At 63.7% G+C, this 12,544-nt stretch carries 10 protein-coding genes; 4 read left to right on the forward strand and 6 right to left on the reverse strand.

Annotated elements, in window-relative coordinates; translation table 11 throughout:
- Nucleotides 1-9: 9 nt before the first annotated feature.
- The 3 genes from ACFOOQ_RS06395 to mutM all read right to left on the reverse strand — a co-directional run bounded on the left by ACFOOQ_RS06395 (nucleotide 10) and on the right by mutM (nucleotide 2,203).
- Nucleotides 10-786, reverse strand: coding sequence for an enoyl-CoA hydratase (locus tag ACFOOQ_RS06395; protein WP_379723210.1), 777 nt, complete (start codon nucleotides 784-786; stop codon nucleotides 10-12).
- Between the two features lie 37 nt (nucleotides 787-823).
- Entirely contained in the window at nucleotides 824-1,198 is a 375-nt protein-coding gene (locus tag ACFOOQ_RS06400) for a hypothetical protein (RefSeq protein ID WP_379723213.1), read from the reverse strand.
- 180 nt (nucleotides 1,199-1,378) lie between these two features.
- On the reverse strand, nucleotides 1,379-2,203 hold the full coding sequence (gene mutM / locus ACFOOQ_RS06405) for a bifunctional DNA-formamidopyrimidine glycosylase/DNA-(apurinic or apyrimidinic site) lyase (RefSeq protein ID WP_379723216.1): 825 nt from the start codon (nucleotides 2,201-2,203) through the stop codon (nucleotides 1,379-1,381).
- Between the two features lie 50 nt (nucleotides 2,204-2,253).
- Between mutM and ubiE the strand changes: the two genes are divergently transcribed.
- On the forward strand, nucleotides 2,254-3,015 hold the full coding sequence (gene ubiE / locus ACFOOQ_RS06410; protein WP_379723219.1) for a bifunctional demethylmenaquinone methyltransferase/2-methoxy-6-polyprenyl-1,4-benzoquinol methylase UbiE: 762 nt from the start codon (nucleotides 2,254-2,256) through the stop codon (nucleotides 3,013-3,015).
- A 16-nt stretch (nucleotides 3,016-3,031) separates the two neighbouring features.
- The gene (gene ubiB / locus ACFOOQ_RS06415; protein WP_379723222.1) at nucleotides 3,032-4,561 is read left to right on the forward strand and encodes a 2-polyprenylphenol 6-hydroxylase; all 1,530 of its coding nucleotides are present in this window, start codon (nucleotides 3,032-3,034) and stop codon (nucleotides 4,559-4,561) included.
- Nucleotides 4,562-4,637: 76 nt separating this feature from the next.
- Here ubiB and ACFOOQ_RS06420 read toward each other — a convergent pair whose 3' ends face one another.
- From ACFOOQ_RS06420 to ACFOOQ_RS06430, 3 genes are all read right to left on the reverse strand, one after another.
- Nucleotides 4,638-5,831, reverse strand: coding sequence for a hypothetical protein (locus tag ACFOOQ_RS06420; protein WP_379723225.1), 1,194 nt, complete (start codon nucleotides 5,829-5,831; stop codon nucleotides 4,638-4,640).
- Nucleotides 5,832-6,125: 294 nt separating this feature from the next.
- The gene (locus ACFOOQ_RS06425) at nucleotides 6,126-7,316 is read right to left on the reverse strand and encodes a porin (protein WP_379723228.1); all 1,191 of its coding nucleotides are present in this window, start codon (nucleotides 7,314-7,316) and stop codon (nucleotides 6,126-6,128) included.
- Between the two features lie 268 nt (nucleotides 7,317-7,584).
- On the reverse strand, nucleotides 7,585-8,745 hold the full coding sequence (locus ACFOOQ_RS06430; RefSeq protein WP_379723232.1) for a hypothetical protein: 1,161 nt from the start codon (nucleotides 8,743-8,745) through the stop codon (nucleotides 7,585-7,587).
- A gap of 456 nt (nucleotides 8,746-9,201) precedes the next feature.
- Here ACFOOQ_RS06430 and ACFOOQ_RS06435 point away from each other — a divergent pair, with 456 nt between their 5' ends.
- On the forward strand, nucleotides 9,202-9,909 hold the full coding sequence (locus tag ACFOOQ_RS06435) for a DUF3576 domain-containing protein (protein ID WP_379723235.1): 708 nt from the start codon (nucleotides 9,202-9,204) through the stop codon (nucleotides 9,907-9,909).
- 57 nt (nucleotides 9,910-9,966) lie between these two features.
- Nucleotides 9,967-12,537 carry a leucine--tRNA ligase gene (gene leuS, locus ACFOOQ_RS06440; RefSeq protein ID WP_379723238.1) on the forward strand — a complete coding sequence of 857 codons (2,571 nt, stop codon included), beginning with the start codon at nucleotides 9,967-9,969 and terminating at the stop codon, nucleotides 12,535-12,537.
- The last annotated feature ends 7 nt before the right edge of the window (nucleotides 12,538-12,544 follow it).

Here is a 12,544-nt window from a genome sequence, read left to right on the forward strand (position 1 = left end):
CCCGTCGCCCTAGAGGTTCTTGAACTCGGCCTTGCGCTTGGCGGCGAAGGCGGCCATGCCTTCCTTCTGGTCCTCGGTCGCAAAGGTCGAGTGGAAGACGCGGCGCTCGAACTTGATGCCTTCGGCCAGCGTGGTCTCGTAAGCGCGGTTCACCGACTCTTTGGCGATCATCACGATCGGCTGCGACAGCTCGCAGATGCGGTTGGCGACCTTGAGGGCTTCGTCGAGCAGCTGGTCCTTCGGCACGATACGACTGACCAGGCCGGCGCGCTCGGCCTCTTCGGCATCCATCATGCGGCCGGTGAGGCACATCTCCATCGCCTTCGACTTGCCGACGAAGCGGGTCAGCCGCTGGGTGCCGCCGGCGCCCGGGATGGTGCCGAGGTTTATTTCCGGCTGGCCGAACTTGGCATTGTCGGCGGCGAGGATGAAGTCGCACATCATGGCAAGTTCGCAGCCACCGCCGAGCGCATAGCCGGCCACCGCGGCGATCACCGGCTTGCGGCATTTGGCGACGCGTTCCCAGTCGCGGGTGATGAAGTCTGCCTTGAAGACATCCATGTAGGTCTTGGGCTGCATTTCCTTGATGTCGGCGCCGGCGGCGAAGGCCTTCTCGGAACCGGTGACGACGATGCAGCCGATGGCGGGATCGTCCTCGAAGATGTCAACAGCCTTGCCCAGTTCCTGCATCAGCGAAGAGCTGAGCGCGTTCAGCGCCTGCGGGCGATTGAGGGTAATCAGCCCGACCGGGCCGCGCGCTTCCACCAGGATGTTTTCATACGCCATGACACTCTTCCTTTTGCTCGCCTCTTCGCGGGCGTCGTTACTGGTTGGGCAGGATCTCGAACCGCACGGTCAGCCGGCCTGAGGCATTGGCATAGCCGAGCCGGAGCTGTTCGGCATCGCGCCGCCAACGATTGTCGCCGTCCGGCAGCCAGCCGAGCTGCGGCAGGGTGGCGGCATAAAACGCCCGCACCGCCGCGATGGTGACCGGGCCGCCGGCCTCGGCGGTGACGATGCGGCCGGCCGGCTTGTCGAAGACGGTGGCGGCATCGGTATTCTCGGTCAGGCCGGACATCAGCGGAATATCGTCGGCGACCGACAGGAAGGCCTCGGCGGCCCAGGCGTCGCCGATGAAAATCTTTACATTCCAGTGGCTTGCAAGAAAACCCGCCAGCGACAGACCCGCGCCGACCAAGAGGCCGAGACCGAGACATGCGGCTAGCGCCGGGACCGGGAGAAACCTCCAGCCGGGGCGTGACATGGCCGGGAATGTGGCAGGTCAGGACCGGTTTTGGAAGCCTTTGGCGGCCGGATTACAGGGAGAAAACCGACACCGGACCAGCCCCGGATCAGCCCCCGGCTCAGCCCCGGCGGGTCACTTCTGGCAGGACCCGCAGTAGAAGGTCGAGCGGCCCGACTGGACGATGCGGCGGACCGGGCGGCGACAGGTCACACAATCCTGTCCCTCGCGGTCATAGACGCGGAACCGGGTCTGGAAATAGCCGAGCTCGCCGTCGGACTGCACATAGTCGCGCAAGGATGAGCCGCCGGCCTTCACCGCTTCGCGCAGCACCGCCTTGATCGCCGGCACCAGCTTGGCCAGCCGCTCCGGCTTCACGCTGCCGGCCAGCTTGCGCGGGTCGATGCCGGCACGGAACAGCGCCTCGCAGACATAGATGTTACCCAGGCCGGCCACCACGGTCTGGTCGAGCAGGGCCGCCTTCATCGGGGTCTTTTTCGCGCTGAGCGCCGCGGCCAGCACGGCCGCCGTGAAGGCATCATCGAGCGGCTCCGGCCCCAGCCCAGCCAGCAGTTTATGGCCTGCGATGGCGTCCGGTTCGATCAGGTCCATCATGCCGAAGCGGCGGGCATCGTTGAACACCACCGTCCAGTCCTCGTCGGTGCTGAACAGGACATGGTCGTGGGGGCCGATCTCGTTGGGCCAGCCCTGACGCAGCACCATGCGGCCCGACATGCCCAGATGGATCAGCCAGACAAGGCCGCCGTCGAGCCGGATCAGGATGTATTTCGCCCGGCGCTCCAGCGCCTCGACCCGGCGGCCGCGGATACGGGCGGCAAAATCCTTGGGCAGCGGGAAGCGCAGGTCGGGCCGGCGCGCCTCGATACGGTCGATACGGCGGCCTTCCAGCCTGAGCGCCAAGCCGCGGCGCGTGGTCTCGACTTCGGGTAGTTCCGGCATGGCTCTGTCTATACCGCGCAGGCGGCATTTCGGCTATGGTCGGCCCCGTCATGACAGATCCGGGCCAAGATACTGGAAACCAGACCCATTTCGGCTTCCGCAGCGTGCCGGTAGGCGACAAGGTGCGGCTGGTCCGCGGCGTCTTCGAATCGGTCGCCGGCAGCTACGACCTGATGAACGACCTGATGTCGGGCGGCATCCACCGGCTGTGGAAATCCGCCATGATCGACTGGCTCAGCCCCCGCGGCGCGATCCGCGTGCTGGATGTCGCCGGCGGCACCGGCGATATCGCCTTCCGCATCCTCGACCGGGCACCCCAGGCCGAGGTGCTGGTCGCCGATATCAATGCCGCCATGCTGGAGCAGGGCCGCAACCGCGCCATCGACCAGAGCCGGCTGACCCGGCTCGACTGGGCATGCATGGATGCCGAGGCGCTGGCCCTGCCCGACCGCTCGGTCGATGCCTATACGATTGCCTTTGGCATCCGCAATGTCACCCATATCGACGTCGCGCTGCGCGAAGCGTATCGCGTGCTGAAGCCGGGCGGGCGCTTTCTGTGCCTGGAATTCTCGAAAGTGCGCAATCCGGCGCTGGCGCAGGCCTACGACCTCTACAGTTTCAACGTCCTGCCGAAGATCGGCGGACTGGTGGCGAAGGACGAGGAGTCCTACCGCTATCTCGTGGAGAGCATCCGCCGCTTTCCCGACCAGGAAAGCTTCGCGGCGATGATCCGCGCGGCCGGCTTCGGCAATGTGCAGCACCGCGACCTCAGCTTCGGCATCGCCGCGCTGCATTCCGGCTGGCGCATCTGACGGATTTGCCACGCCCGTGCTGACCGACCTGCGCCACCTGCTCCGCCTGTTTGCCATCGGCCGCTGCCTGGCACGCCATGATGCACTTGGCATCCTGCAGCGCGACCTGCCGCTGCCAGCAGCGGCACGGACAGGCCTTGGCCTGTTCCAGGCGCTGTTCGGCAGGCGCCGGCGGAATCTGCGCGAGGGCGAGCGGCTGGCCGCCGCCTTCGGCGAGCTCGGCCCCAGTTTCATCAAGCTCGGCCAGGTGCTGTCGGTGCGACCCGATCTGGTCGGCGAGGCACTGGCTGCGGACCTCGGACAGCTGCGCGACCGCCTGCCGCCGTTTGCCGCCGCCACCGCGCGCAGCATCGTCGCGGCCGAACTCGGCCGGCCGCTGGACGAGATCTATGCCAGTTTCGATGACACCCCGGTGGCGGCCGCCAGCGTGGCGCAGGTGCATTTCGCCGAAACGACCGATGGCCAACTGGTGGCGGTAAAGGTGCTGCGGCCCGGCGTTGCCGATGCCTTCGCCCGCGACCTTGAACTTTTTGCCTGGCTGGCAGAGGCGGCCGAGCGCCAGGTCGCCGGACTCGACCGCCTGCGACCCCGCGACGTGGTGGCTTCCCTGCGTGCCTGGGTGGCCATCGAACTCGACCTGCGTCTCGAGGCTGCCGCAGCATCCGAACTGCGCGACAATTTCCGTGACGACGAGGATGTGATCGTCCCCGCCATCGACTGGCAGCGCACGGCGCGCCGGGCCATGACAGTGCAGCGCATCGCCGGCATCCCGATCGAGGACCGCGGCGCGATCATTGCTGCCGGCCTCGACCCGGCCGCCGTGGCCGACCGGGTGATCCGCGTCTTCCTCAAGCAGGCGCTGCGCGACGGCTATTTCCATGCCGACATGCACCACGGCAACCTGTTCGTCGCCGCCGACGGCCGGCTGGAACTGGTCGATTTCGGCATCATGGGCCGGCTCGACATGAAGACGCGGCGATTCATGGCCGAGATGCTGGGGGCGTTTCTGACCGGCAACTGGCGGCGCGCGGCCGAGGTCCACTTCGAGGCCGGCTATGTGCCGGCCGACCGCGACGTCGACGCCTTCGCCCAGGCCTGCCGCTCGATCGGCGAGCCGATCCTCGGGCGGCCGGTCGATGAAATCTCGATCGGCCGCCTGCTGGCCCAGTTGTTCCAGATCACCGAAACCTTCGGCATGCAGACGCAGACCCACCTGCTGCTGTTGCAGAAAACCATGGTGACGGTAGAGGGCGTGGCGCGCAGCCTCGATCCCAATATCAATTTCTGGGAAGCGGCCCGGCCGGTGATCGAGGACTGGGCGCGCGACAATCTCGGGCCGGAAGCCCTGCTGCGCGATGCGGCGGGCAGCCTGCTGCGGATTCTCCGCCGGCTGCCGGAAATTGCCGAACGGCTGGAGAAACCGGCCGGCGACGGGATATCCCCTGCCGCATCGCCGACGGCACGGGGACGCGACCCGATCCGCGTTCTGCAAACGGCCCTGCTCGCGGCCATTACCGGCCTGCTCGCCACCCTGCTGCTGCACTAGCAACCGGCCGGACAAAAAAGAAGAAAAAGGGAGCCGGTTGCCCGGCTCCCTTTCCAGATCAGACCGTGTGGCCGGATCAGAAGTCCAGACGAATACCGACAGTCCCGAAGGTCTGCTTGTTGTCGCTGATGCTCGCGGTGTCGTAGTTGACCTTCTCGTTGCCGACGCCGGCGAAGGTCAGGATGCCGGTGGCGACCTGATAGGTCACGCCCAGCATGTACAGGGTCTCTTCGGAGCCGTTGCCGTCACCGTTGATGTTGGTCAGGTTGGTGACGCGGACCTTACGGCCCTCGACGCCGAGACCGACCGAGCCGGGCTTCGCACCATTGGTCAGATACTTCAGACCGCCGGCCCAGCCATGCTTGTTGGCGGTATTCGCGTCCAGCGATTCCTGGGTGTACAGGCCGCCGAGCTGCACCTGCGAACCGTCACCGATATTGTAGGCGAAGTTCACGCCGCTCTGATAGCCACCGACATTGTCGGTACCGCCAGCGGAGGCGAAGGTGCTGGAAGCCGGCTTGCCGGTGTACCACGACGCATACAGGGCAGCATCGACGGGACCGAACGACTCGATGTAGTTGGCTGCAGCCGCATAGACGTTCTGCATATTATTAACGGTGCTGCTGTTCGCAGCGGCACTGAACGTCTGGCAGGAACCGGTCGTACCCGCGCTCGTGCCGCGATCTTCACAGGCATTCGGCAGATACGAGAAGCCGAGCTGCAGACCCTTGCCGGCCTTCGAACCGAAATAGCGATTCGAGGAGGTGTAGATGTTGATGTGTTCCTTGTCATTCGGAATGGCGCCGAACCACATCTGGTAGGAGCCACCGAAGTAGTCACCGACCGAACCAGCCACCGTGGTCGAATCGCCCGGGATGGCATTCGGGGTGCCGTACAGCATCTTGTTGGGCACGAGGTCGGTCGAACCGACTTCGATACGGCCGATGTCGCGGCGTTCGACGAACAGGTAGGATTCGTCGATCTGGTCGGCTTCGGTCGAGCCTTCCAGCTCGATGCGGCCGCCAACAACGGTGCCGTTGTCGAGAACCGAGCGGATGTTGAACCAGATTTCCGCATCCGGCGCCGCAAAGGTGGCGGCCGGCTGGTCGACCTGGCGGGCGCCGCGATCCTGAACGGAGAACGAACGGGTCATGTAGCCGCCGACGGTGACACCGATCGGAACGGCCTTGTCCTGGGCACTGGCAGCATCCGCCAGCATCAGACCGGCAGCCGCGACGAGCGCGGTCTGAAGAAGCAGCGTCTTTTTCATCTATGGAATCCTTCGTTTGGAGTGACGTGTCAGCGTCGAGAGAAGGTTCCTGTGCGTTACCCGCAGACCGGAGCATAACCAGAGTTGCCACTGCGGCTCAGTCCGTGATCGCAGTCACACTGTGATCGCCATCACAGTGGCGGAATCGGCACGGCAGTGTTGCCAAATGGCTACAGTGACGGCTGCAGGCATCCCGGACTGGCAACAGGCAAGAAAGCATCGGCAGGGAATTCCGACAAAAAAAGAGAGGGCAGGTTTCCCTGCCCTCTCTTTTCTTACCCGGTAGAAACCGGATCAGAAGTCCAGACGGATACCGACAGTCCCGAAGGTCTGCTTGTTGTCCGAGATACCGGCAGTGTCGTATTCGACCTTCTCGTTGCCGACACCGGCAAAGGTCAGGATGCCGGTGGCGACCTGGTAGGTCACACCCAGCATGTACAGGGTCTCATCCGAGCCCTGGCCGTTGCCGCCGGCACTGGCGGAGACGTTGGTGACTCGGACCTTGCGGCCTTCGACGCCAATACCGACCGAACCGGGCTTGGAGCCGGACGTCAGGTATTTCAGGCCGCCCGACCAGCCGTGCTTGTTGGCCGAAATCGTGTCGAGCTCTTCCTGGGTATACATGCCGCCGAGCTGGACCTGCGAACCGTCGCCGACGTTGTAGGCAAGGTTCACGCCGCCCTGGTAACCCTGCAGGGTGTCGCCGTTCGGGTTGGAAGCCGAACCCGGGCGACCCTGGTACCAGCCGGTGAACAGAGCGGCGTCGACCGGACCGAACGACTCGATGTAGTTCGCCGCGGCCGCGTAGACGTTCTGCATGTTGTTGACAGTGCTGCCATTCGCAGCGCCGCTGAAGGTCTGGCAGGAGCCGGTCGTACCCGCACTCGTGCCACGATCTTCACAGGCGTTCGGCAGATACGAGAAGCCGAGCTGCAGACCCTTGCCTGCCTTCGAGCCGAAATAGCGGTTCGCCGACGTGTAGAGGTTGATGTGCTCCTTGTCGTCCGGAATGGCGCTGAACCGGAGGCGGTACTGATCACTGCCGAAGAAATCGCCGACAGAGCCGACCGTGGTGGTCGAATCACCCGGAATGGCATTCGGCGTGCCGTAGGTCATCTTGTTGGGCACGAGGTCGGTCGAGCCGAGTTCGACACGGCCAATGTCACGACGCTCGACGAACAGGTAGGATTCGTCGATCTGGTCGCTTTCGGTCGAGCCTTCCAGTTCGATACGGCCGCCGACAACGGTGCCGTTGTCCAGAACCGAGCGGATATTGAACCAGATTTCCGCATCCGGCGCCGCGAAGGTCTGCGCCGGCTGGTCGACCTGGCGGGCGCCGCGATCCTGAATGGAGAACGAACGGGTCATGTAGCCGCCGACGGTAACACCGATCGGAACGGCCTTGTCCTGGGCACTGGCAGCATCCGCCAGCATCAGGCCGGCAGCCGCGACGAGCGCGGTTTGCAGAAGAAGGGTCTTTCTCATCCTGGGAGTCCTTTATGGGGGTGACAGGTCAGCGTCGAAGGACGATCTCCCGCGATTGCCCTAGCGGCAGCATATTAGTCACCAGTATGCCCAAAGCTTAATCGGCTTAAAGCTCAAAGACGTGACAACGGACACAGGGGATGAGCCCGTGCGCGGGCTGTTGCATTTATACAACAGACTGTTTCCAGCCAGAAAATCGGCCGGAATTTACATAAAAAAAGAGGGCAGGTTTCCCTGCCCTCTCCTTTCTTACCCGGTAGAAACCGGATCAGAAGTCCAGACGGATACCGACAGTCCCGAAGGTCTGCTTGTTGTCGCTGGCCGAACCGTCCGGATCGACGGTCTCGTGACCGGCGCCGGCGAAGGTCAGGATGCCGGTGGCGACCTGGTAGGTCACACCCAGCATGTACAGGGTCTCTTCGTTACCGGTAACGCGGATCTTGCGGCCTTCGACGCCAATACCGACCGAACCAGCCTTCGAACCGTTGGTCAGATACTTCAGACCGCCGGCATAGCCATGCTTGTTAGCAGTATTCGCGTCGGTCGATTCCTGCGTGAACAGGCCACCGATCTGAATCTGCGAACCGTCGCCGATGTTGTAGGCGAAGTTCACGCCGCCCTGGTAACCACCAAGGGTGTCACCATTGTGCGCAGCAGTCGTGCCTGAACCCGGGGTGCCCTGATACCAGCCGGCATACAGAGCGGCATCAACCGGACCGAACGACTCGACGTAGTTCGCCGCGGCCGCATAGACGTTATGCAGGTTGTTGACGGTGCTGCTGTTAGCCGCCGACGAGAAGGTCTGGCAGGAGCCAGCCGTACCCGCGCTCGTGCCACGATCTTCACAGGCGTTCGGCATATATGAGAAGCCGAGCTGCAGACCCTTGCCAACCTTCGAACCGAAATAGCGGTTCGAGGAGGTATAGATGTTGATGTGCTCCTTGTCGTTCGGATTCGAAGCAAACCACATCATGTAGGAGTTGCTACCGAAGAAATCGCCCGAAGCGCCGGTCACCGTGGTCGAGTCGCCCGGGATGGCGTTCGGGGTGCCGTACAGCATCTTGTTGGGCACGAGGTCGGTTGAACCGACTTCGATACGGCCAAGGTCATGCTTCTCGACGAACAGGTAGGATTCGTCGATCTGGTCGCTTTCGGTCGAGCCTTCCAGCTCGATACGGCCGCCGATCACGGTGCCGTTGTCCAGAACAGAGCGGATGTTGAACCAGATTTCCGCGTCAGGCGCCGCGAAGGTGGCAGCCGGCTGATCAACCTGCTGAACACCGCGGTCCTGCACGCTGAACGAACGGACCATGTAGCCGCCGACGGTGACACCGATCGGAACGGCCTTGTCCTGGGCGGTCGCAGCGTCGGCCAGCATCATGCCGGCAGCAGCCACGAGCGCGGTTTGCAGAAGCAGCGTCTTCTTCATGTTCCTCTTTTCCTCTCCCACCGGGATTTGGGTTGCAGTACTTGCCGCCAGCATTGCAGTGCCCGGCGGCGAGCAACGAACAATCAGCCCGGGTGGGCTGAGTGATCGTCAGGGATGAAGCCACTGCCCCCCTGCAAGTGTCAATTAAAGCATGGGAATCCGGCCTGCTTTTCCGATTACTGTTGCAATCGCGCCACACCGAATCCGTCCGGGCGATTCGTCGCCAGGACAGCGACGCTGACCCGCCCCTCCCAATGCTGTGGCGGAAATGACGACCCCGCGCCATCCCCGCCGGCGCCGATGTCGCCCTGAACGGCTGAAGCAAGTGGGTGGCCGAGTGGGGCCGGCGCTGAAATCCATACTGGGTGGGCCAGCCGCATGCGGCTTCCACGTAAGCAATTGTAATATAATGATAAAATATCGATCTGGCGAATCTTCGCGATTAAGGGAAAATTCATGGCCATTCATTTACAACACTATTGTTGTGTAAAAATGAGCGGCCCGCCATATTGGATGACGGTGATTGGCCTCGGGGCAGGATTTATGCTATCCCACGCCCGTTATTGCGTTTGGGAAGGTTCCGCCACCATGGCCGTTTCGCGCCTGATTTCGCTGCCGGTTTCCGGCCTCGCCGTGCTGCTGCTGCCGGTCATGCTATCCCTCGGCGGCTGCGCCTCGCCCGATGACGGCGAGACTAAGACCTATTATCCTGAAAAAGGCCCCTACGGGACCTATAACCCGGCGCCAAGCAGTGAGCGCGATAGCGTCTTCGGCGGCGGTGGCCTCGATATCTTCGGTTCCAACAAGAAAAAGCCGGAAGAAGGTGGTGGCGGCAGTGGAATTGGCGTCAACAGCTATCTGTGGCGCGCCACGCTGGACACCATCTCCTTCATGCCTCTGGCTTCGGCCGATCCCTTCGGCGGCGTCATCATCACCGACTGGTATACGCCGCAGCAGACCCCGAACGAACGCCTCAAGGTGACGGTCTACATCCTTGATCGTGCCCTGCGCGCCGATGGCTTGCGCGTCAGCGTCTTCCGCCAGATCCATGACGACAAGGGCTGGACCGACAAGCCGACGGCCACAGACACCGCGGTCAATATCGAAAACGCCATCCTGCAGCGCGCACGAGAGTTCCGCATGGAGACCGAAGCGCAGCGCTGACGGCGGCGCCGTCCCCAGTACCGTCCGGCACCGGACCCAGCAGCAACGGAAGCGTAGATGTCCCGCTACAACGCAAAAGCGGTCGAAAAAAAGTGGCAGCAGGTCTGGGACAAACGCCAGGCCTTTCGCGCCGAAGCCGATCCGGCCCGGCCGAAATACTATGTCCTCGAGATGTTTCCCTATCCGTCGGGACGTATCCATATGGGCCACGTGCGCAACTACACACTGGGCGACGTGGTCGCGCGCTACAAACGCGCGCGCGGCTTCAACGTACTGCATCCGATGGGCTGGGACGCCTTCGGCCTGCCAGCCGAGAACGCCGCCCAGGAGAAAAAGGTACATCCGGCCGCCTGGACCTACGACAACATTGCCAATATGCGCGCCGAGCTGCAGCGCATGGGCCTGTCGCTGGACTGGAGTCGCGAATTCGCCACCTGCCATCCCGGCTATTACCAGTACCAGCAGAAGCTGTTCCTCGATTTCCTGAAAGCCGGCCTGATCTATCGCCGGGAGAGCTTCGTCAACTGGGACCCGGTCGATATGACCGTGCTGGCCAACGAGCAGGTGATCGACGGCCGCGGCTGGCGCTCCGGCGCCGTGGTCGAGCGGCGCAAGCTGTCGCAATGGTTCCTCAAGATCACGGCTTATGCCGACGACCTGCTACAGACCTTGCAGGACGGCCTGCAGCGCTGGCCCGAGCGGGTCAAGCTGATGCAGCAGAACTGGATCGGCAAATCGGAAGGCGCCCGCTTCGCCTTCGCCCTCAAGGGCCGCGCCGATAAAATCGAGGTCTATTCGACCCGGCCGGACACCCTGTTCGGCGCCAGCTTCGTTGCCATCGCCGCCGACCATCCGCTTGCTGCCGAGGCTGCGAAGAACGACCCGGCCCTGGCCGCCTTCATCGAGGAATGCCGCCACACCGGCACCGCGGAAGCCGAACTCGAAAAAGCCGAAAAGAAAGGCTATCGGATTCCGGTCGAAGCGGTTCACCCCTTCGATCCGGCCTGGACCCTGCCGGTCTACGTGGCGAACTTCGTGCTGATGGAATACGGCACCGGCGCCATCTTCGGCTGCCCCGGCCATGACCAGCGCGACCTCGATTTCGCCCGCAAATACAATCTTCCCGTCAAGGCCGTGGTGGCACCGAAAGGCCAGCCGGCACCCAAAATCGGCACTCAGGCGTTTGCCGATACCGACAACACCATCGCCGTCAATTCCGGCTTCCTCGATGGCCTCGACGTCGCCGCCGCCAAGCGCGCCGCGATCGAAAAGCTGGAAGAGCTGAAGGCCGGCGAGGGCACCGTCACTTTCCGCCTGCGCGACTGGGGCGTATCGCGGCAGCGCTACTGGGGTTGCCCGATCCCGGTGATCCATTGCGAATCCTGCGGCATCGTGCCGGTGCCGGAAGCCGACCTGCCGGTGCTGTTGCCTGACGATGTCAGCTTCGACAAGCCGGGCAACCCGCTCGATCACCATCCGAGCTGGAAGCATGTCGCCTGTCCGACCTGCGGTAAGCCGGCGCGGCGCGAGACCGATACCTGCGACACCTTCGTCGACAGCTCGTGGTACTTCGCCCGCTTCTGCAGCCCGCGCGCCGAAGTGCCGCTGATCAAGGAAGAGGTCGATTACTGGATGCCGGTCGACCAGTATATCGGTGGCATCGAGCATGCCATCCTGCATCTGCTGTATTCGCGCTTCTTCACCCGCGCGCTGCGTGACACCGGACACCTCTCGCTGCCCGACGGCGAACCCTTCGCCGGCCTGTTCACGCAAGGCATGGTCTGCCACGAAACCTATCGTGATGCGAATGGTGCCTGGCTGCTGCCGACGGAAGTGAAGAGGGAAAACGGCCTGACCGTGCATGTCCGCACCGGGGCGCCGGTCACCGTCGGCCGTACCGAGAAGATGTCGAAGTCGAAGAAGAACGTCATCGACCCCGGCCTGATCATCGATACCTACGGCGCCGACACCGCACGCTGGTTCATGCTGTCCGACAGTCCGCCGGAACGCGATCTCGAATGGACCGAGGCCGGGGTGGCCGGCGCCTGGCGCTTCACCCAGCGGCTGTGGCGGCTGGTTGCCGAACCGGCCGGTCCGATTGCCGCCCGGCAGGCCCCGATGCCGGCCGACTGGCCCGACGATTCCGTCAGCCTGCGCCGCGCGCTGCACAAGACGATAGCGGCGCTGACCCAGGATCTTGAACAGTTCCACTTCAACAAGGCGGTCGCCCGTATTCACGAATTCGCCAACCTGCTGGAAGCGGCGAAGGACGAGGATGCTGCGGCCGCCTGGACGCGGCGCGAGGCGCTGGAGACGCTGGCCAAGCTGATCGGTCCGATGGTCCCGCATCTGGCCGAGGAAATCTGGCAAGCGCTGGGCAATGACGGCCTGCTGCTCGACCAGCCCTGGCCGCAGGCCGATGCCACCCTGGCCCATGATGACACCGTCACCATCGCCGTGCAGGTGGCCGGCAAGCTGCGCGCCACCATTGAAGTGGCCCGCGACATGACGCAGCCCGAACTGGAAACACTGGCTCTTGCCAACGACAACGTGCAACGCGCCATCGACGGCAAGCCGGTCCGCAAGGTGATTGTCGTACCGAACCGGATCGTCAATGTGGTGGTCTAGGGGCCTG

It is taken from the genome of Ferrovibrio xuzhouensis, assembly GCF_042648965.1.
GTDB classification, from domain to species: domain Bacteria; phylum Pseudomonadota; class Alphaproteobacteria; order Ferrovibrionales; family Ferrovibrionaceae; genus Ferrovibrio; species Ferrovibrio xuzhouensis.